We start from the raw sequence: 21,731 nt of genomic DNA, 5'->3' as shown, positions 1-21,731 counted from the left end.
GCATGAATATATATATTGTTGAAAGTAATAGTATAGGTCCAGTTAATGGGCGTCTTGCTAAAGCTGAGTTAGCCTTAGCGGCTAATTCATTAAATTATAAAGTGGTTGATAACGCTACATCAGCAGATGTTATTATTGCTGTTGGTTCAGGATTAATAAGTGATAAAGCGGTTATTGGTAAAAAAGTTTATGTAGTAAAAGACTTAAATGATCTATTTGCTAATCCTAAACAAATTTTAACTGACGCACAAAGTAAAGCGGTTGTTTATGAGCAAACAGCTGATTCTGCATTATCGACAAATGATAGTGTAAAACGAATTGTTGCTGTTACCGCGTGCCCAACTGGTGTTGCCCATACTTTTATGGCGGCGGAAGCAATTGAAGAAGAAGCTAAAAAACGTGGTTGGTGGTGTAAAGTTGAAACTCGTGGTTCTGTGGGTGTGGGTAATGAATTAACCCCAGAAGAAGTGGCTAATGCCGATGTGGTTATTGTTGCTTGCGACATCGATGTCGATTTAAGTAAATTTGCCGGTAAAAAAATGTACCGAACTAAAACAGGTCCGGCACTTAAAAAGACGGCGCAAGAGTTAGATAAGGCTTTTCAAGAAGCAACAATTTACCAACCAGTAGCAGGTGGTTCTGTTGCTAAAACAACTAAAGAGAAGAAAGGTATTTATCAACATCTATTAACTGGTGTTTCCTACATGTTACCAATGGTGGTTGCAGGTGGTTTAATTATCGCACTTTCGTTTGCTTTTGGTGAATTCAAAGAAGTATTAAAAACAACAACCGAGATAGAAAATGGTGTTGAAATTGTTAAACAGGCATTAGTTCAAGAATTAGTTGGTGAACCACATTTAAAACAAATTGGTGACTTAGCCTTCTCGCTTATGGTGCCATTACTAGCAGGATATATTGCCTATTCAATAGCTGATAGGCCAGGCCTTGCCCCAGGTTTAGTTGGTGGTCTGCTTGCCGTTTCCACAGGAGCTGGTTTTTTAGGTGGTATTATTATTGGTTATTTTGCTGGTTATTTAGCACTATTAATTGCTAAATATTTACCATTGCCAAAAAGTATGGAAGCCTTAAAACCAATTTTGATTGTGCCACTTCTGGCAACACTTGTTACCGGATTAGTCATGCAATTTGTTGTTGGTACACCGATTGCTTGGTTAATGGGTGCTCTAACAGCATGGTTGAAAGCAATGGGTACAGCTAACGCCGTTATATTAGGTGCTATCCTAGGTGGTATGATGTGTACTGATATGGGTGGTCCAATTAATAAAGTAGCTTATGCTTTTGGTACTGCATTAATTTCTTCGCAAGTTTACGCACCAATGGCTGCGGTTATGGCTGGTGGTATGGTGCCGCCATTAGCAATGGGCCTAGCTACACTTATTGCTAGCAAAAAATTTGCTAAAGCCGAACAAGAAAGTGGTAAAGCTTCATTGGTATTAGGTTTATGCTTTATTTCAGAAGGTGCAATACCATTTGCCGCACGAGATCCTCTTCGTGTCCTTCCTTGTTGTATCATTGGTGGCGCGATTACTGGTGGTATGGCGCTGGCATTTGGTTCACAATTAATGACACCGCATGGTGGTTTGTTTGCCTTAGCTATTCCGGGTGTAGTAAAACCAGTAGGTGGTTATTTGCTATCAATTTTGGTTGGTTCAGCTATTGCAGGTATAGTTTATGCAATAATCAAAAAACCTGAATCAGCTACAGAAGCCGTTGCCTAAAAATAAGAATCGCCATCAAATGATGGCGATTTTTTTTATTTAGTAATAGCTATTTTTTAATCCAACGTTGTAAATCTTTAGGAATAAAGTTATCTATTTCTTGTAAAATTACATCTGCTTGGTCAGAAACAATTAATGTTTTATAAAAGCTTTCCCTTATAAAACCTTGATCAACAGCATGTTGTAAAAAAACTAACAGATGTTGCCAAAATTGAGCAGGATTAAATAAAGCTACTGGTTTTTCGTGGTAACCAATTTGCATACCAGTCCAAACTTCAAATAACTCTTCTAGGGTACCTGTTCCTCCAGGCATAGCAATAAAACCATCTGCAAGCTCAGTTAATCTTGCTTTTCGTTGATGCATATTCTCAACAACTTCTAAACGAGTAATACCATGATGAGCGGTTTCAGCTTGGACTAAACGCTCTGGGATCACCCCAATTACTTCCCCCCCTTGTGCTAAAACAGCATTAGCGATTACGCCCATTAAACCTTTATTACCACCACCATAAATTAAACGTTTATTTTGCTTTGCCAATGTTATACCTAAGTGTTCAGCTTGGGTGCGATATTCAATTAAAGTACCTTCACTCGCACCACAAAAAACACAAATATTTTTTTTCATAAATTCTTTTAACCTTTAATTTAACAAATCTAAATTATAACTATTTTAGCATAGTAATATGCTAATTTGATTACAAGCTGAGCAGTTGAATGTATTTAATGTATTTCGGATTGACATCAGCATTATAGATGGTTAATATTTTGACCGTTAAGTGTTCCTCCATAGTTCAGTCGGTAGAACGGCGGACTGTTAATCCGTATGTCACAGGTTCAAGTCCTGTTGGAGGAGCCAAATTTCAGACTTCTAAAATCTGCTCGAAGCAGATTTTTTTCTTTGATGTTATTGTTTATCTGATAGTAATAAAAAATATTGATTTTTATATTTATATTATATGTAGGTATAAGCTACGAATAGTAAACTAATGGTTGAAGTTATGTTAGGTTTTAGAAAATCTAATATTTAAAAATAGTAACTAAAATATAACAAATCAAAATAATAAATATTTTCCTCATTATATTTCAAACAATATTTTTTTATTTTATCTAAGCTAATTTCAAAAAAACAAAATAAATGATTATTTTGTTAGCATATAAATTTTTTTAATTCCCTAACATTAACATGTTATTGTTGAAACATAGCATTACATGCTTATTAAGAACTGTTAAGATTTTATATACTTCAAATATTGAATAATTTACAATCACAATGTTTTTGTGACTTGAAAGTAATTTATAAGGAAAAACAATAAAAAGATATTATTTGTATTAACAGCTATTGCATGTTTTTCAACCCTTGCTTTTGCGAAAAAACAGTAGTATTTATTTAGCTGCAAGTATTATAAAAGTAAATAATCTGAGTCCTAGCTGGAATTATAGTGATGGTAATTTTAAAACGTTTAGAGTACTAGCAGAAATCGGTATAATTAAGGACAATTGTATGTTGAATGTACTATATTTACATTATGGAAAAATAATTTTAGTTATTTTATGTATATTTCTTTTTTTCTTATCTAGCTTTTTGAAAAGCAATCCAGATAAAAATTTATTTTATTCAATAAATTGGGATAATTTAATTCATCTTGATGCAGAAGATCTTGCCGAGCAAGGAATTAAAGAAATTTATGAAAAAGAAGTCATACCTCATTTAATTAACTACGTAGCAAACCCAATTGAAATTGAAGAAATAAAAAGTATTGATAATAGTCAATATCAAGTCAAAGCCAACAATATAGTTTATTTAATTTATGATGATAATATAGAACAATATTTGTCTTGGGGTTATGCTACTTTTGCATTGTTTGATATTGTGAACCAACAGCTTAAGGATTCTGATTTTAAATTTTATGCTTTTGAAAATGGTAATGAATTATCTGGTATGTTTATGTCAAATGCTGAATATCAACACTATTGCAATCAATTAAAAATAAATAAAGAAAAATTAATTGAAATTCCCTATATACCAACATTAGAACCAGATTGGTTTGGCCAGCATCACAATTGAAAATAGCAAGGATTAATAATGACACCTACATTTAATCTATCCTTAGTTCACAATTCACATAGAAAATTACACTGAATATCTTAGTGTTTTATATTCAATCGGCGTCATATTATTTAATGCCTTAAGGGATCTTTCAGTGTTATAAATGGTTAACCACTCTTCAGTTATTTTCCTTACTTGCTTTAGGATGTTAAAAACATATAAGTCTAGTACTTTTGTCCGATAAGCACGGTTAAATCATTCAATAAAGCTATTTTGATAAGGGCTACCTGGATTGATATAATCTATAGTGATTTTATAAGCTTCTTTTTCGCTGGAAAATTCATGGCAATATCGTTTGATAATTGATAATTGATAATTGATAATTGATAATTGATAATTTGATATCTGAGATTTCCATACCTCCGTATTTTTCTCACCATTTATAAAAAGTAGAGTTTCTAATGCTATATTTTCGGCAAAGTTCCTTAACTGGTTTCCCTGCTTCTTTTAAATAGATACAATTTGATGCTATGCCATTTTTTTATATTTAAATCCTCTTTTGCTTTTATCATAGAGAACTATCTATGTGTTTGCTGGGCTATTTTATGGGATAGTTACATACAATATATTAGAAACTTAAGATCCTATTGATGATGTGACAACCATTAAAATTGGTTAGACTTTATAGAAGAAGTATTGCAAATACTAAAATCAAAAATTATTCAATGGTGTTAGCCTGCCTATACATAGGTTTATGCCCTAAAATAATCAAGATTAATGGAGAATATATATAATGAAAAAACATATAAAAATAATTTTTTTATCATTTTTTATATTACTTGGTTATGTGATTATAAATAACTTAAAACCAATTATTATCTTTGAAAACACAACAGATAAAACAGTATATTTATACCATATGCAATGGAATAGTAGCCAATCGGAACCAGAACCTGATGAAGTATCTCAACTAAAAAAACCTCTGGTTATCGCACCTCATCAAACTATCAAGCTACGCCCTAATTTTAGCATGCTTTTTTCTAATCATATGCAATGGGATATTTATTGGAAAATAGGGAGTCGCCTAGAAAGTGAAGCATATACTGGTGGAAAAATATTTAGTTTGAGTAATAAGCAAGGGAGTTGTAAATTTACTATTGAAATTTTTGATAATAATGATTCATTTAATATAACAACAAGCAATAAATGGTATTGTTATAAAAATCTTGTACCTAAATGATAACGGACTTTAAATTTGTCCTCACCCCATATTTTGGATAGCTATTTAGTTTAACTCCATAAGGTATAAAATCTAAATAAAATATTTCGGTATTCCAAAAGCATAATTTGCAAAGAACAAATATTTCCTTTAAGTGATTGCACATTTCATTCTCATTTAGAAAATGAGTTTTATTTAATACAATTTCAAGATCAACCATTCACATAATATCTTGAGTATTTTTAAAAGATGAAATTTATTAAATGATCGACATTCTTATTTAAACTATTTTTCAGTATATTGACTTTTTTATAGCATACAAATCCAACCATGTGGTTAAATATAAAGCGTAATTAACTCAATTAATATTCTATTGCCTGCAACGTTAATTTCTGCCACTAACTTTGCGATACAAAATTTGGTACTTTTACAGCATAACGGTTTCAATAAGAAAAGATTATGTTCAATGATATATAAATAATTATGCATTAATTAAAGATAAATATATACCTTTCCCATCTCTGTTTGTCATTTCACAAAGTTCGGGAGGTGAGATATGTCCTGTTTCCAAAAATAAATTTAATTTATAAATAAATAGATTAATAGTATCGATTGATATGTTTAGTTCTAATTTTGTCTTATTTAATGTTATATAATCATTATCATCAGATGATAATGAACAATAAAATGAAACCACATTTACTGCTTTCTTATCTTCTAATGAGCATAAAAGATAAAATGGCTCTTTTAAATCTAAAAGATTATTAAGTAGTGATATCAAATTTATTGCATCATTATTGTTAATAAACAATTGTATTTCAGCCAAACTTCTTTTTATTTTCATTGATGTTTTAAGTATATTAATAGCTTTATGTGTATGTTTTGTTATAAGACTGATATTCTAATTCCAACAGTTCAACTTAAGCTTGAGAAAAAGAATGTAAGTATACCCATTTAATTATTAATAAAAATATAATCCCTTTAATAAGCATTAAACTTTCCGCTGCTCAATATCAGCAGGAAAAAATGGTGGCTACAATATTTTTTTAGGTTATTCCATCTCTAAACGTTTTTTGAAATCTTGCCATTCATAAAAGCCATCACTATTCTTTGTTGCATTTTCAAGCTCAAGCTGAAAATGCTGTGGTGGATTTTGCAAATTTAATGCTTGTCCTGAATGAAGTTGTTCAAAAGATTGATATATATATTCTGCTTTAAAGAAATATTGTCCAGACAATTTATGTATAAAACGTTGCAGTACGACTTTCCCGCCTATTGGTGTTTGTTCAAATTGCTCAGGTAATGTATAGGTTTTAAATTGTAATGCGCCGAGTAGTGCTGCAACATTGCTATCATGTCCAACTAAAAAACAGAATTTATAAGATTCATTTTGCATAAGATCATTGATCATTTTAATCAGGGGCGCTGCAATATGTTTAGCTAAGGTTTTTGTGTGGCATAGTAAATTGATATATTGATTACGAATATTAACAATTTGTTGCCATTGTTCTTCACTATTGATTTTCCCCCATGCGATTTGTTCTTTAGCGAAAGCGGAGTAATATTGCAATAAAAAAGCATCTGCAACTGACGTACCAATAGCCAGTGGGCCTAGAAGAGCTGGTTCTTCATTTTTAGTCAAATGGAGTTGAGCTGGAATATCGGCTAAATCACATTGATATTGAGCATATAACTTCGATTGTTTGTAGTTTAAAATATCTGATAATAATTCATAAGCAGGAGTTAAACTCTCAAAAATAAAATTAGTTTTATCTTCTTCATCAATATCGTTGCGGATTTTTTGAATGAATTCAAATGAGTCCTCGCGCAGACTTGGATCAAAAATAGCATCCATTTTTTCAATCGGATATTTATGATTTACTTGGATATCATGCCCTGCATAAGCACCAGTAATAAAAAATTGTGCGGTAGCAACCGTTCTTTGCAAACTATTTGCATAAATGAATAATTCAGGGTTTTCTACCGATAATTTGATATTATTGTTTTCAAGCCATAACAAGAAATAGTGTCCTAAATAGGCTTCTAATGTTCCTCCGCGTGTGGTTAAATATCCAAAAGGGTGATCCCATTTTGGCCAAGTTAACGGTGTTACTTGATTAAGAAACTCAAGCGTATTATGTAGTGGTGTACGTATACCATGACGGCTTAGTATAACGACTTTATTTAATTGATAATTATTATTCATTATTTTGTGATCCAACCTTGTTTATGTAGGTAAGCCAAAATAAAATCGCGATTTTCTTGATTAATTATTTTGGCGATTTTATCACTCCAACCACCGACTTTTTGATTAGTGCTACGATGTTGATAATAATTATTTATTTGTTCATCATATTGTTTTAATAAGTTACGGTTTATTGGTTGATATTGATTTTTAAAAATGACTAATTCTTTGGGCAATCGCGGTTTGACTTCTGGATTATCTGCTGGGTCTGGGTAACCAATACAAAGCCCAAAAAGAGGTAAAACATATTTAGGTATCGCCAGAAGTTCAGTCACTTTATCAATATTATTGCGCAGTCCACCAATATACACCGCACCTAATCCAAGTGATTCTGCTGCCACTACTACATTTTGCGCCATAATAGCCGTGTCTATACAACCTAATAAAAGTTGTTCTGCTTTTTCTAATTGTAGACCTGGTTCGATCTGATAATGTCTATTAAAATCAGCACAAAACACCCAAAATTCAGGGGCTTGAGTTATATAGTTTTGATCTCCAGAATAGTGTGCTAATTTTTTACGTCTAATCATGTCCGTAATCCGGATGATCGTCGAGCATTGGAGAAAATTAGAACTTGAAACTGATTGAGCAGCTTTAAGAATCAGTTCTATTTGTTCCAGTTTTAAAGGTTGTTGCTGATATTTACGAATAGAACGATGTTTACAAAGTAAATCAATGGTTTCATTGTGCATAATGTCTCCTTGATGTAACTATTTCTTTTTAAACTGTAAATCCCAAACGCCATGACCTAAGCTTTGACCGCGTTTTTCAAATTTAGTGATCGGTCTATCGTCAGGTCTTGGAATATAATCGCCCGTAGGTGATAAATTAGTAAAACCTTCTGCTTGTCTTAATACTTCAAGCATATGTTCAGCGTAATTTTGCCAATCTGTAGCTAAATGTAATATACCGCCTTGTGCTAGTTTTTGCCAAATGAGTTCAACAAAATTAGGTTGAATAATTCGGCGTTTATTATGCCTGGCTTTATGCCAAGGATCGGGAAAGAAGATTTGTACCTTATCGAGTGAGTGATTCGGGATCATATTTTCAAGTACTTCGACTGCATCGTGGCACATTATTTTTAGATTAGATAATTTCTGCTCATCAATGGCCATTAAACAAGCACCAATCCCCGGTTTATGAACTTCAATACCTAAAAAATTACGATTAGGTGCATTTTTAGCCATTTCAACTAATGAAGCGCCCATACCAAATCCAATTTCTAATGTTAAAGGACTATTTGCTTCAAACCCGATAGGTGAATTGGCATTGTATGCAATACCATAAATAGGCCATAAAGTGGTTAAAGCTTGTTCTTGTCCTTTTGTTAAACGACCTTGGCGCAGGACAAAACTACGAATAGTTCTGTTTGATTTTGCTTCTTGATTATTGTTATTTAATTGTTCATTCATTACTTTATCTACTTATGTCATGTAATTTATTGGGTTTGGTTACTTATAATTATTAGCTATTTTACCTAGATTTTCTAGGTTCATCAAAAAACATATTATTGTTTATTTTTTTATTAAATATTGTGATATAGAAAATAATTAAGATATATTTTTATATTAATAGTTGAGGATGATCTACAAATGATTATATAATTGTTTCCCTGATTTAACCGATTACATATGAGTAATCATAATAACATGCTTGAGGATTTCTCGTGCCTGATATGAAGCTTTTTGCTGGAAACGCCACACCCGAACTAGCAAAACGTATAGCTACTCGTCTTTATACTTCTCTTGGAGATATCGTTGTTGGTCGTTTTAGTGATGGAGAAGTTAATGTCCAAATAAATGAAAATGTTCGCGGCGAAGATGTTTTTATTATCCAATCAACTTGTGCCCCAACTAATGATAATTTAATGGAATTACTGGTTATGATTGATGCAATGCGAAGAGCATCAGCCGGTCGAATTACAGCGGTAATTCCTTATTTTGGTTATGCAAGGCAAGATCGCCGAGTGCGTTCTGCTCGTGTACCTATAACCGCAAAAGTTGTAGCAGATTTTTTATCTACAGTTGGTGTAGATAGAGTATTAACAGTTGATCTCCATGCTGAGCAGATTCAAGGTTTTTTTGATGTGCCAGTTGATAATGTTTTTGGTAGCCCTGTTATTTTAGAAGATATGCTACAACGTGATTTTGAACGACCAATTGTGGTATCGCCCGATATAGGTGGGGTGGTGCGTGCACGTGCAATTGCTAAATTGCTTAATGATACCGACATGGCGATTATTGATAAACGCCGTCAACGTGCAAATGAAGCTGAAGTAATGAATATTATTGGCGATATTGCAGATAGAGATTGTATTTTGGTTGATGATATGATTGATACAGCAGGAACTTTGTGTAAAGGTGCAGATGCGTTAAAAGCTCGAGGGGCAAAACGAGTCTTTGCCTATGCAACTCATCCTATTTTTTCTGGTAACGCAGTTAGTAATATTCAAAATTCAGCAATTGATGAAGTTATTGTTTGCGATACAATTCCACTTTCAGCAGAAGTGAAAGCATTAAAAAATGTTCGTCAATTAACATTATCAGGAATGCTTGCAGAAGCAATTCGTCGAATTAGTAATGAAGAATCGATTTCTGCAATGTTTCATTATTAATTTTTCTTTCAGTTAGCTAATGCCCCTTTTTTGGGGCACTCTAATAATTATTAAATAGTTATTCACCAAACCATGACAACAATTAAACTTATCGTAGGACTTGCCAATCCCGGAAGCGAATATGCAGCAACACGTCATAATGCAGGCGCTTGGTTTGTCGATTTACTTGCCATGCGATACAATCAGTCATTAAAAAATGAACCTAAATTTTTTGGTTATAGTTCGCGAATCAATATTTCTGGTCAAAATGTTCATTTATTAGTGCCAACCACTTTTATGAATTTAAGTGGTAAAGCTGTGCAAGCAATGGCCACGTTCTATCAAATTAAACCTGAAGAGATTTTAGTTGCACATGATGAGTTAGATCTTAATCCTGGTATTGCCAAACTTAAATTTGGTGGCAGTCATGGTGGTCATAATGGTTTAAAAGATATTGCCAACAAATTAGGTAACAATCTTAATTTTTACCGATTAAGAATTGGGATTGGTCACCCTGGAGATAAAAATAAAGTTATTGGTTATGTTTTAAATAAACCTTCTAAGCCTGAACAAGAATTAATTGACAAAGCAATTGATGAATCAATTAGTTGCATGGATATCTTAATATCTCAAGGTATTGAAGCATCGATGAATCAATTACACGCTTTTAAAGCGTAGTTTATTAATTTAGTTATTGAAGTGATAAAATAAGTATAATCAATATAAAGATAAAAAATCCACCTAATAATCTGGTGGATTATATTTTACTTGATTATCTTTATTTAAGAAAAAAGATGGGTAACATTACCGCCTTTTTCTGCTATTTTTTTCATTACTTCTTTTATTAGCCAGGTATTCATTGATGCTGTATCATCGGTATTACCAGTATAATTCAATTCTTGAGCTAATTTTTTACGTGCATCTAGGCTATTGTCTATCCCTAGTAACTTTAGTAGATCGACGATAGATGTTTTCCAATTGAGCGATTCTGGATACTTTTTAGCAAGATTATCTAAAATAGACATCACATCAACTTCGGAAAGTGGTGCTTTATTTTCGCCATTCTGTTGATTCTGAGTTGGGTTATTTGTTGCTTCTTTGACATTTCCTGTTATGTTGTCAAATTTGTCTTTCATTGCACCAGCTACATTCCCTACTGCTGCTTGAGCGTTTGGGAATATTTTAGAAAAAATGTTATTTAAGATACCCATATTTACACCTCTTATGTTTAAACTGCTTATTAAAACTGCTTAACGATTTAGATGTACAAAATATCTCTATCAGTATAAATCTTAAAAGTAATTAATGTCAAAATAGTTATTATTTGATAGCACTTTTTGTATTTACAATTATTCATTTTAACATTCGGATTGAAGAATATTGTAAGTTTGCTTCGAAAAATGGAAGTAATAAATTATTTTATTGCTGATTAATGTATGAAACCATTAACGTTAAGAATAATAAATTATATGGAAATATGATATCAATCTACAGTAGTTAATAAAATTAGGCTACCAATTATTAATGATAATAATCAAAACTGTTAATAATATATAACTTCAAATATATACTATGTTTTTCAGTGTGTGTTTTTTAAAATTTAATTAATATTGGCATACTATATATATTATACCAATATTAATTTTTATGTGATCAGTATCACAAAAACTACTAAATTTGGAATACTGGAAAGTAAATTAGTTGTAGGATTTGGTTTACCAATATTAAAATTGGATCAAATAGATTTTAGAAAAATTTAACTACAACTAGAGGTTATTATGAAAGCCATATTAAAATCAGGAGGATACGTTCGTTGGTTAATGATTATTCTGTTTGCAACGGGTGTTATTCTTAATTATATCGATAGAAATGCACTAGGTATTATGTCTAAAGAAATTATTAATGATTTAGGTATAACCGCAAAAGAATATTCATACATTACAGGCGCTTTCCAATTAGCTTATACAATATTTCAGCCAATAGTAGGATGGTTTGTTGATGTAATTGGTTTACGTATTGGTTTCGCTATAATGGTCGTAATATGGTCTGTTATGTGTTTACTGCATGCAGGGGCAGGGGCATGGATTCATTTAGCTATTTTACGTTTTGTAATGGGTGGTGCAGAGTCTGTAGTGGCACCAGCAAATGCCAAAGTTATTAGTTCATGGTTTCCTAAAAAAGAACGAGCTATTGCTAATGGTTGGAGTATGGTTGGTTTCTCTTTAGGTGCGATGATTGCACCACCGTTGATTTATTCAATTCACCAAATTGGTGGTTGGCAATTAGCATTTTTAATTCCTGGTTCTTTAGGGGTTATTTGGGCTGGAATCTGGCTATTCTTTTTTAATGAACCTTCAAATAGTCGTTTCATAAGCGAAGCTGAAAAGAAATACATACTATCCGATCAAGATGAAGGTGAGGTACAACAAAATAAGAACATCTTGATAGCGATTAAAAAAGTTGTATCAAAGAAGAGATTTTATGGTATTGCAATTCCAGCATTTTTAGCGGAACCTGCTTGGGCTGCGGTAAACTTTTGGGTTCCCTATTACTTATTGACAGAACGAGGAATGCAATTAAAAGAGATGGCAATGTTTGTTTGGATCCCATTTCTTGCTGCTGATTTTGGTGGTTTATCTTCGGGTTATTTTTCTCGAATGTTAAATAAACGGTTTGGATTATCAAGAATTAATGCTGCTTGTACAACTTATTTAGGTGCTGCTTTCTTTATGTTGTCAATGGCATTTGCTAGTTTAACCGAAAGCCCTTATGCAGCGATTGCTTTAATCGCTATTGGCGCATGGGGACATCAAATGTTATCTGCTATGTTAACAATCCAAGTTATTGAAAACTTTGAAGGTAAAGAAGTTTCAACTGTCAATGGTTTACGAGGTAGCTCGGCTTGGATAGCTAGTTTCTTATTTACCATTATTGTAGGACAGTTCGTCAATTCTATTGGTTTCAAACCTTTCTTTATTACAATGGGCTTTTTGGATATTGTTGGCGCACTTATTATGTGTTCATTATTATATCAACGTAATCAAAAACGTTTTACTGATGATACTATGAAGCATTAATAAAATATGACTTAATAGAACTTAACTAGCATGGTATTAACAAAAATACCATGCTTTTTTATTATCAAGTTTTGGCAATATTAAAATGACGAATCATTGATAAAACATCTTTTAATAGAACTGAACTAACTTGGTGTTGATAAAATATCATGTTTTTTATTATCAAGCTTTGGTAATATTAGAATAAAAAAAGCCCATTAAATGGGCATAATCTTGAAAAGACATTACTAAATTTTGATATTATTTGAAAAATGCTCGTTTTATCGCATATTCCACACCACGAATTTCGGCTAAGCCACGTAAACGACCAATTGCCGAATAGCCTGGATTGGTTCTTTTTTTCAGATCATCTAACATTTGATGCCCATGATCTGGACGAACTGGAATTGAACGTTTAATTCCTGCTTTTTTACGTCGCTCTTCTTCACTAACTAAAGCTTTAATTACTGCATACATATCAACATCACCTGCAAGATGATCACCTTCATGGAAAGATAATGGATTATCTTCTCGCACTGTTGCTCGTAAATGAATAAAATGCACACGGTCAGCAAATTTTTCTGCCATCATAGCTAGATCATTATCACTACGAACACCATAAGAACCAGTACAGAAACAAAAACCGTTATGAATACTATCAACAGTCTCTTTAATCCATTGCATATCTTCAATAGTCGAAACAATACGTGGTAAACCTAAAATTGGGCGAGGAGGATCGTCAGGATGGACTGTTAATAAGGCTCCAACCTCTTCAGCAACAGGAACAATAGCTTTTAAAAAATAAGCATAGTTTTCACGTAATTGAGCTTTATCAATACCATCGTAAGTTGCAAGGTGTGCTCTAAATTGCGCAAGTGAATAACCTTCCTCGGCGCCAGGTAAACCGGCAATGATATTTGCTATAAGCTTATCTTTATCGGCTTGTGTCATTTGTTCAAAATATTTTTTAGCAGACGTTATATCTTCGGCAGAATAATCTTTTTCAGCGTTAGGTCGTTGTAACAGATGAATATCAAAAGCGGCAAAAGCAACTTGATCAAAACGCAATGCTCTTGAACCATCAGGTAATTCATAAGCCAGATCAGTACGTGTCCAATCTAGAACCGGCATAAAATTGTAACAGATGGTATCAATGCCACAAGCTGCCAAATTACGGATGGATTGTTGATAATTTGCAATATGCTGCTCAACATTTCCTGAATGCGTTTTTATTTCTTCATGAACAGGAATGCTCTCGACAACTGACCATATTAATCCTTTCGCTTCAATCATTTTTTTTCGTTTTTGAATTTCACTAATTGTCCAAATCTCACCATTTGGAATATGATGCAAAGCGGTAACAATTCCTGTTGCTCCAGCTTGTTTTATGTCGTCTAATGATACTGGGTCACTCGGCCCAAACCAACGCATTGTTTGTTCCATCTAACTCTCCTTAACAAAATTTACTTACAGTGTTATTTGAAGCAAAATTCACAAATAATATTGATATTCCTTTTGCTATTTATTGGTTGACAATTGCAACCGGTATAGACTCGAATAAATAACCATCAAAATTCGGATCTTCACTATCTGAAACTTCCATTAATGTCTGTTTAACATTTTCTAAATGTTGCCACATGGCATGACGTGCAGTTTTTGCATCTTTAACTTGTAATGCTTGTAATATTTTTTCATGATCATATAACCACTTTTTACGATAACTATGATCAGTAATACGATTGTGTAATTGATCCCACATTTTACTAGCTGAACGTTTTTGCCATAAGTCAGCTAGTAAACCTTCGAGTACTGAATTTTTGGTCGCTCTAGCAATAGCAATATGAAACATTTCATCGGCACTATAATCATCAAGCATTCCTTGTTCTAACATTTGGCGTTCTTGTTCCAGTATTGCTCTGAGTTCAATAATGTCAGCTTTAACTATTTGTGAAGCTGCAAATGCAGCAATATTACTTTCAATTAATTGCCTTGCTTGTAATAATTCAAATGGACCCAAATCATCTTCTTCTATTTTTTTATCTTTTTCAGATAAAACTTCATCCGGTAAACCAATTACATAAACACCAGATCCTTTTTTTACTACCACTAAATTTTCCAGCTCTAACATTATCAATGCTTCACGTACCACTGTACGGCTTACATTAAATGCTTCTGCAATATCTCTTTCTGGTGGTAACCGTTCACCAATTTTATAGGTTCCACTTTTTAATAATGATTTAAGCTCATTACCAATTTCTTGATATAGCCGGTTAACGGTTAGCATTCTAAATAATCCTCTTTTTTTATAAATAATTAAGGCAATTATATGCTAATTAATACAAGTTCAAGAAGTCTATTATGAAAAATTTCATTTTTCTTCATAATTGGAATGCCAATATTAGTTAGCATTATAGATCCTTTGTTAGTTACTTATATAAAATAAACCAAAAAATGTGATATTTATCACAAAAAACAAAAAATAAAGGTGAAAAATTTATCTACAAGTGAAAACATGTTAAACCAAAAGAAATTGTTAAACACTTAACATGGTGGATGAAATGTTAAATTTAGTAAATATTCCTCATACAATTAAAAATAAACCTCTATATAACAGAGAAACAATGGTTTCGCGCATTGTACATTTAGGATTTGGTGCTTTTCATCGTGCTCATCAGGCACTACTTACTGATCGGTTACTAGCTAGTGGTAATAGTGATTGGGCTATTTGTGAAGTCAATATTGTGGGCGGTGAAGAATTAATAAAAGAATTGCGTAGACAAGATCATTTATATACCGTACTTGAAAAAGGTGCTAAGTCAAAAGAAGCATTTATTATTGGTAGTGTAAAAGAATCAATGTTAGTGCAGACAGAAGGTATTAACGCCATTTTAGAAAAAATGGCAGATCCTGTGGTTGAAATTGTTTCACTCACTGTGACAGAAAAAGGGTATTGTATGTTACCTGGCGGTATTGGGTTGGATCTCAATAATGGATTAATAAAAGCAGATCTAGCTAATCCAACTAAGCCAATGTCTGCTCCAGGTGTTATTGTTGAAGCACTAAATAGGAGAATGCAACGAGGTCTTCAATCATTTACAGCTTTATCTTGCGATAATATTCCAGAAAATGGTTTAGTTTTAAAAAAAGCCATTTTAGGGTTAGCTAAGGTTCGAGATCAAAAATTAGCCGATTGGATTGAAACTCATACCACTTTCCCCTGCACAATGGTAGATCGCATTGTACCTGCTGCCACATCAGAAACGCTTAATGAAATTCAAACTATACTAGGTGGCATGACCGATCCATGTGGTATTGCTTGTGAACCATTTATACAATGGGTTATTGAAGATAATTTTGTCACTAACCGTCCTAATTGGAATGAAGTAGGGGCTGAGTTTGTAAAAGATGTTGTGCCTTATGAAGAGATGAAACTTAGGATGCTAAACGGTAGTCATTCCTTTTTAGCTTATTTAGGGTATTTAGCCGGTTATCAGCATATTAATGATTGCATGAATGATGAGAATTATAAAAAAGCAACGCTTAAGTTGATGATGACCCAACAAGCACCAACACTTCATGTCCCCGCCCATGTAAATTTACCACAATATGCAGATAGACTTATTGAACGATTTAGTAACCCAGCCTTGCAACATAAAACATGGCAAATTGCTATGGATGGTACACAAAAATTACCACAAAGAATGTTAGATTCAATTCGTTGGCACATTAAAAATGATTCGAATTTTTCATTACTGGCACTTGGTGTTGCTGGTTGGATGCGTTACGTCGGTGGCATTGATGATAATCAGCAACCAATAGAAATTCGTGACCCTATGCATGAAAAATTGAAAGATTTGGTTAATTCAACTCAAGATGGTATCGACCGAGTCAATGCATTATTGAGTTTGGATCAGGTTTTTGGTGATGATTTGCCAAACAATGCCCAGTTTAAACAAACAATTACTGAACATTATCTTAGCTTGATGCAAAAAGGGGCTAAACAAACAATCTGTGAATTAATTAGCTTATAACGGATGAAGAAATAATGAAAAGTTTTTTAGATGATAATTTCTTATTGCAGACACAAACAGCTCAAAAACTCTATTTTGATTATGCTCAAGCTCAACCGATCTATGATTATCATTGCCACTTACCAGTAAAAGATATCGCCGATAATAAGAATTTTAGTAATTTAACTGAAATATGGTTAACTGGTGACCATTATAAATGGCGAGTACTACGAACGGCGGGGATCGATGAACATTTTATTACCGGTAAGGCGACAGATTATGAAAAATATCTTACTTGGGCGAAGGTTGTACCTTTAACACTCGGTAATCCAATTTATCATTGGACACATTTAGAATTAAGACGTCCATTTGGTATAAAAAATATCTTATTTAATGAAAAAACGGCTGAGACCATTTGGCATCAGGCGAATGAAAAATTAGCTACAGCTGAATTTTCAACTCGAGGTATTTTAAAACAAATGAATGTGAAAGCGGTTGGTACAACTGATGACCCAATTGATTCACTGGAATATCATAAACAAATCCATCTGGATGACACTTTTTTAATTAAAGTAAGGCCTAGTTGGCGACCAGATAAAGTCTTTAAAATAGAGTTATCTGGTTTTGTGAACTATATTGATCAATTAGGTAAGGTTACTGATATTGAGATCACTAGTTTTGAAAAACTACTTCATGCACTATCTAAACGTTTAGACTATTTTGCATACCATGGCTGTGAAGCATCTGATCATGGTATTGAAATATTACGCTATGCTGCCATTCCACCTGAAAAACAACTTGATAATATATTAACTAAACGTCTGAATAATCAAACTCTTTCTGAACTTGAAATTGCCCAGTTCAGTACGGCTGTGCTGGTATGGCTAGGTAAGCAATATCATAAACGTAATTGGGTTATGCAATTACATTTAGGTGCATTACGAAATAATAATCAAAGAATGTTTAAGATATTGGGTGCTGATGCTGGGTTTGATTCAATTGGTGACAGACCGATTGCAGAACCACTTTCTGCTCTACTAGGTATTTTAGATTTAACTGATCAATTACCAAAAACTATCTTATATTGTTTAAATCCAAGCGATAATGAAGTTTTAGCCACAATGGCTGGTAATTTTCAAGGTTCGGGAATAAGCGGAAAAATTCAATTTGGTTCAGGTTGGTGGTTCAATGATCAGAAAGATGGTATGGAACGGCAACTTATGCAGTTATCGCAAATGGGGTTATTAAGTCAATTTGTCGGAATGCTCACAGATTCACGTAGTTTTTTATCATTCACAAGGCATGAGTACTTTAGACGGATTTTGTGCAATATGATTGCAAATTGGATGGAAAACGGCGAAATCCCTGCGGATTTTGATATGGTGGGAAAAATGATTCAAGATATTTGTTTCAATAATGCTAGCCGTTATTTTCCAAATAAATAACGAGTGTCGGTATATATTTAAGTGACATAATAGCGTATTTAATAAAGAAATCTAATATTAGATCGATAAGTGTTTTTTATGAGGTTGTAAAATGAAAACATTAAAAAAATGGATATTTAAACAAGAACAAAATAACTGTATTGAACTGTTAGTTGATGAAAAATATAATTTTTGTGTTTATGTTCTTGAAGAAAAACTATTTCGTGTATTAATTAAACGCAATAATGCATTGTCTTTAGATCGAACTTGGAGTATCACGCCAAATAAAGATACACCATTAGAAGGAAGAGATCGGCTTAGTACCGAAGGCTTTTCATTACCAACCTATCACTTATCCAAAAGTGATGATCAAATCAGTATCAGTACACAACAGTTACGGGTGACCATTAGCCAGCCATTATCGTTAACCTGGGAATATAAAAATGAACATGGTGTTTGGGAACTTCTGGTTGAAGATAGAAAAACAAGTGCTTATTTGATTAATCCACATGGTGATGGTATTGCTCACTATCAACGTAGGTATAAAAATGAGCATTATTATGGCTTAGGTGAAAAAGCAGGTGATCTTAATCGAGCAGGTAGACGCTTTGAAATGAGAAACCTTGACGCAATGGGATATAACGCTAAAGACACCGACCCTTTATACAAACATATTCCTTTTACTATTACTCACCGTAATGCAGTTAGTTTTGGCATGTTTTACGACAATCTTTGTAGTTGTTGGATTGATCTTGGCACTGAACATGATAACTATCATCTTCCGTATCGTCGTTACCAGGCCGAAGCAGGTGATATCGATATGTATTTCTTTTTAGGACCTAAAATAATCGATGTGACTAAATCATTTATCAAACTTACAGGAAAAACCTTTTTTGGTCCTAAATGGAGTATGGGTTACAGTGGGTCCACTATGTTTTATACTGATGCTCCAAATGCTCAAGAGCAGATGCAACATTTTATTGATTTGTGTAAAGTACATGGGATTCCATGTGATTCTTTTCAACTTTCTTCAGGTTATACTTCAATTAATGGTAAACGCTATGTATTTAATTGGAACTATGATAAGTTCCCCGATCCAAAAGCCTTTACTAAATCATACCATGAAGCAGGATTAAAAATAGCCGCTAATATTAAACCCTGTTTATTACAAGATCATCCCAAATATAGTGAAGCAGTAAAAAATGGTTTGTTCATAAAAGATTCAGAAACTGATAATCCAGAACGTTCTGTGTTTTGGGACGATGAGGGATCGCATCTAGATTTAACTAATCCTGCTACTTTTAACTGGTGGAAACAAAATGTCACAAAACAACTTCTTGATATGGGCATTGATTCCACTTGGAATGATAACAATGAGTTTGAGGTATGGGACGGTGAAGCTCGTTGTCATGGTTTTGGTCGGGAGATAGCGATAAAACATATTCGTCCGGTTATGCCGTTACTAATGTGTAGAGCCTCTATGGAAGCACAACAAAGCGCTAAACCCAATATTCGCCCATATTTAATTTCTCGTTCTGGATGTGCTGGTATTCAACGTTATGTGCAAACTTGGTCTGGTGATAATCGAACTAATTGGCAAACTCTCCGTTACAATATTCGAATGGGTTTAGGAATGAGTTTATCTGGTCTTTATAATGTTGGTCATGATGTTGGTGGTTTTTCAGGTGATAAACCTGAGCCAGAATTATTTGTCCGCTGGGTGCAAAATGGCATAATGCATCCACGCTTTACAATTCATTCATGGAATGATGATCATACTGTTAATGAACCATGGATGTACCCAGAAGTCACGCCAATTATTCGTGACATGATCTGCCTTCGTTACCAATTACTACCTTATTTTTATAATCTATTATGGGATGCTCATCAAAATGATGAACCTATGTTAAGACCAACTTTTCTAGATCATGAACATGATATCAATACCTTTGCAGAAACAGATGATTTTATGATTGGTAAAGATCTCTTAGTTGCAAGTATTGTTGAACCTGAACAACGTGAACGTACTGTTTATTTACCCGATAATCAAACGGGTTGGTATTGTTTTCACTCTCATCAATGGTTTAGTGGAAAACAGTCAGTAACATTACCTGCACCGCTTGAATCATTCCCTTTATTAGTTAGAGCTGGTGCGATAATACCAATTTCTAATCGTATGGCTTTTGTTAATCACCAGCAAGATGATTATCGTGAATTCAGGGTATTCCCAGCTAAAGGGGTAGCTTCTTCAAAAGGAACTTTTTTTGAAGATGATGGTGAAAGTTATGCATATAAAGAAGGTAAAGCGTTATGGATCGATTGGCAGCTAAGTTCAAATAACCAACGAATAGATTTAATGCTACAATCAAAAGGCGAGTATAGTCCTGCATGGAATGAACTTGTTATTACGTTACCTAAAGGGGAAACAAGAACTCTTTATATTAATAACCAAATTACCAAAACGGTAAAATTAGATTCATTGAGATAATGGACTGAACAAACATCTTATTATCTATTTTTCAAGATAATGAGATGTTTTATTGTAAAAAATTTTAAGTTGAATAAGTAAAATAGAATAATAAGAATAACCTTTATTAGTCTGCATAATCTCTATTAGGGTTAAAATAACTTTATATTTTTTATAGGATTATTTTAATCATAATATTCAATATTTATTCTCTAATATAGAAAATGGTTTAACTTGAATAAAATTCAAACTAAACAATTTTTATTAAGCAACATAACTTTAATCCACTTCTTTTAAAAGTGATTGAGTAAATGAAATTTTAACAAAATGTAAATATATTTTTTTGAATGAGACATTTTATAATAAATAGAGTAAATTAGTTTATCTTTAATAACCTTATTTAGCTTAAAGACTTTTTGTTCTTTGTTTGGTAAACAACAGAAGGATAAAACTAATTCATGCGTTATAATGAACCAAGAATATTAACGTCAATTTTATTACAAGCTTCCTCATTGTCAAAAATTCAAGAAAGAACTATTGCGTTGAGTAAGTTGTCTAATGTTGTTAAGGATATATTACCTCCTCCATTAAATCAGCAATGCAGAGTTGCTAATTATCGTTGTGGTGTACTTATTATAGAGGTAAGTTCAGCTAGCTGGTTGTCGAGATTAAGATATGAACAAAGTAATTTAATACAAGGTATACGAAGAAAAACTTTACCATCTTTATCTTCAATTCAATATCAGATTAATCCAAATATTTCAGCTCAGTTATCTGAACTAAATAATCAGTCATTAAATCAAAAAAAATTATTAAGCGTTATAACACCTAAAAGTGCAATGTTTTTATATACCTTAGCTGAAAATTCGCCTGATAAATTAAAAAAACAATTGATAAAACTTGCTAACCATGCAAAATAAAGTAAGGCTAA

18 protein-coding genes, 1 tRNA gene and 1 pseudogene are annotated in these 21,731 nt (G+C 32.8%); 11 read left to right on the top strand and 9 right to left on the bottom strand.

Annotation, left to right across the window (positions count from 1 at the left end; translation table 11 throughout):
• The first annotated feature begins 2 nt into the window (after positions 1 to 2).
• Positions 3 to 1,739 (top strand): PTS fructose transporter subunit IIBC, encoded by a 1,737-nt coding sequence (gene fruA, locus Q0K76_RS02105; protein WP_294610524.1) that lies wholly within the window; start codon positions 3 to 5, stop codon positions 1,737 to 1,739.
• Positions 1,740 to 1,788: 49 nt separating this feature from the next.
• Here fruA and Q0K76_RS02100 read toward each other — a convergent pair whose 3' ends face one another.
• Positions 1,789 to 2,364 (bottom strand): TIGR00730 family Rossman fold protein, encoded by a 576-nt coding sequence (locus tag Q0K76_RS02100; RefSeq protein ID WP_294610521.1) that lies wholly within the window; start codon positions 2,362 to 2,364, stop codon positions 1,789 to 1,791.
• 155 nt (positions 2,365 to 2,519) lie between these two features.
• Between Q0K76_RS02100 and Q0K76_RS02095 the strand changes: the two genes are divergently transcribed.
• Together Q0K76_RS02095 and Q0K76_RS02090 are read left to right on the top strand one after the other, a co-directional pair.
• Positions 2,520 to 2,595: transfer RNA gene (locus tag Q0K76_RS02095), tRNA-Asn, on the top strand.
• A 645-nt stretch (positions 2,596 to 3,240) separates the two neighbouring features.
• Complete coding sequence (locus tag Q0K76_RS02090) at positions 3,241 to 3,804, top strand: hypothetical protein (protein WP_294610518.1); 564 nt, start codon at positions 3,241 to 3,243, stop codon at positions 3,802 to 3,804.
• A gap of 66 nt (positions 3,805 to 3,870) precedes the next feature.
• On the opposite strand, the pseudogene Q0K76_RS12985 reads toward Q0K76_RS02090, so the two are convergent.
• Positions 3,871 to 4,029 (bottom strand): annotated as a pseudogene (locus Q0K76_RS12985) (integrase core domain-containing protein); the annotation flags it as partial.
• A gap of 550 nt (positions 4,030 to 4,579) precedes the next feature.
• Here Q0K76_RS12985 and Q0K76_RS02085 point away from each other — a divergent pair.
• The gene (locus Q0K76_RS02085; protein ID WP_294610516.1) at positions 4,580 to 5,026 is read left to right on the top strand and encodes a hypothetical protein; all 447 of its coding nucleotides are present in this window, start codon (positions 4,580 to 4,582) and stop codon (positions 5,024 to 5,026) included.
• A gap of 460 nt (positions 5,027 to 5,486) precedes the next feature.
• On the opposite strand, the gene Q0K76_RS02080 is transcribed toward Q0K76_RS02085, so the two are convergent.
• The 4 genes from Q0K76_RS02080 to trmB all read right to left on the bottom strand — a co-directional run bounded on the left by Q0K76_RS02080 (position 5,487) and on the right by trmB (position 8,662).
• Positions 5,487 to 5,849 carry a hypothetical protein gene (locus Q0K76_RS02080; protein ID WP_294610513.1) on the bottom strand — a complete coding sequence of 121 codons (363 nt, stop codon included), beginning with the start codon at positions 5,847 to 5,849 and terminating at the stop codon, positions 5,487 to 5,489.
• Between the two features lie 207 nt (positions 5,850 to 6,056).
• Positions 6,057 to 7,211, bottom strand: coding sequence for a histidine-type phosphatase (locus Q0K76_RS02075; protein ID WP_294610510.1), 1,155 nt, complete (start codon positions 7,209 to 7,211; stop codon positions 6,057 to 6,059).
• Positions 7,211 to 7,942 (bottom strand): oxygen-insensitive NADPH nitroreductase, encoded by a 732-nt coding sequence (nfsA, locus tag Q0K76_RS02070; protein ID WP_294610507.1) that lies wholly within the window; start codon positions 7,940 to 7,942, stop codon positions 7,211 to 7,213. Before nfsA ends, Q0K76_RS02075 begins: the two co-directional genes overlap by 1 nt.
• A gap of 18 nt (positions 7,943 to 7,960) precedes the next feature.
• Positions 7,961 to 8,662 (bottom strand): tRNA (guanosine(46)-N7)-methyltransferase TrmB, encoded by a 702-nt coding sequence (gene trmB, locus Q0K76_RS02065; RefSeq protein WP_294610504.1) that lies wholly within the window; start codon positions 8,660 to 8,662, stop codon positions 7,961 to 7,963.
• Positions 8,663 to 8,916: 254 nt separating this feature from the next.
• On the opposite strand from trmB, the gene Q0K76_RS02060 reads away from it, so the two are divergent.
• Together Q0K76_RS02060 and pth are read left to right on the top strand one after the other, a co-directional pair.
• Complete coding sequence (locus tag Q0K76_RS02060) at positions 8,917 to 9,864, top strand: ribose-phosphate pyrophosphokinase (protein WP_294610501.1); 948 nt, start codon at positions 8,917 to 8,919, stop codon at positions 9,862 to 9,864.
• 72 nt (positions 9,865 to 9,936) lie between these two features.
• Positions 9,937 to 10,521 carry an aminoacyl-tRNA hydrolase gene (gene pth / locus Q0K76_RS02055; protein WP_294610499.1) on the top strand — a complete coding sequence of 195 codons (585 nt, stop codon included), beginning with the start codon at positions 9,937 to 9,939 and terminating at the stop codon, positions 10,519 to 10,521.
• Positions 10,522 to 10,625: 104 nt separating this feature from the next.
• Here pth and Q0K76_RS02050 read toward each other — a convergent pair whose 3' ends face one another.
• Positions 10,626 to 11,054: a DUF3597 domain-containing protein gene (locus Q0K76_RS02050; RefSeq protein ID WP_294610496.1), complete on the bottom strand. Its 429-nt coding sequence runs from the start codon at positions 11,052 to 11,054 to the stop codon at positions 10,626 to 10,628.
• Positions 11,055 to 11,621: 567 nt separating this feature from the next.
• Between Q0K76_RS02050 and Q0K76_RS02045 the strand changes: the two genes are divergently transcribed.
• Positions 11,622 to 12,920, top strand: coding sequence for an MFS transporter (locus tag Q0K76_RS02045; protein ID WP_294610494.1), 1,299 nt, complete (start codon positions 11,622 to 11,624; stop codon positions 12,918 to 12,920).
• Between the two features lie 240 nt (positions 12,921 to 13,160).
• On the opposite strand, the gene uxuA is transcribed toward Q0K76_RS02045, so the two are convergent.
• Complete coding sequence (gene uxuA / locus Q0K76_RS02040; RefSeq protein WP_294610492.1) at positions 13,161 to 14,342, bottom strand: mannonate dehydratase; 1,182 nt, start codon at positions 14,340 to 14,342, stop codon at positions 13,161 to 13,163.
• 79 nt (positions 14,343 to 14,421) lie between these two features.
• Positions 14,422 to 15,183 (bottom strand): GntR family transcriptional regulator, encoded by a 762-nt coding sequence (locus Q0K76_RS02035; RefSeq protein WP_294610489.1) that lies wholly within the window; start codon positions 15,181 to 15,183, stop codon positions 14,422 to 14,424.
• Positions 15,184 to 15,457: 274 nt separating this feature from the next.
• Between Q0K76_RS02035 and Q0K76_RS02030 the strand changes: the two genes are divergently transcribed.
• From Q0K76_RS02030 to Q0K76_RS02015, 4 genes are all read left to right on the top strand, one after another.
• Positions 15,458 to 16,930 carry a fructuronate reductase gene (locus tag Q0K76_RS02030; RefSeq protein ID WP_294610486.1) on the top strand — a complete coding sequence of 491 codons (1,473 nt, stop codon included), beginning with the start codon at positions 15,458 to 15,460 and terminating at the stop codon, positions 16,928 to 16,930.
• Positions 16,931 to 16,944: 14 nt separating this feature from the next.
• A complete protein-coding gene (gene uxaC, locus Q0K76_RS02025) occupies positions 16,945 to 18,354 on the top strand; it encodes a glucuronate isomerase (RefSeq protein ID WP_294610483.1) in 1,410 nt (469 codons plus the stop codon).
• A gap of 91 nt (positions 18,355 to 18,445) precedes the next feature.
• Entirely contained in the window at positions 18,446 to 20,821 is a 2,376-nt protein-coding gene (locus Q0K76_RS02020; protein ID WP_294610481.1) for a glycoside hydrolase family 31 protein, read from the top strand.
• 437 nt (positions 20,822 to 21,258) lie between these two features.
• On the top strand, positions 21,259 to 21,720 hold the full coding sequence (locus Q0K76_RS02015) for a DciA family protein (RefSeq protein ID WP_294610478.1): 462 nt from the start codon (positions 21,259 to 21,261) through the stop codon (positions 21,718 to 21,720).
• Positions 21,721 to 21,731: the final 11 nt, after the last annotated feature.

This window comes from uncultured Gilliamella sp. (assembly GCA_945271295.1).
Classification (GTDB): Bacteria; Pseudomonadota; Gammaproteobacteria; order Enterobacterales; family Orbaceae; genus Gilliamella.
Note: the sequence above shows the minus strand (reverse complement) of the source record. Positions and strands in the feature narration are given on the sequence as shown.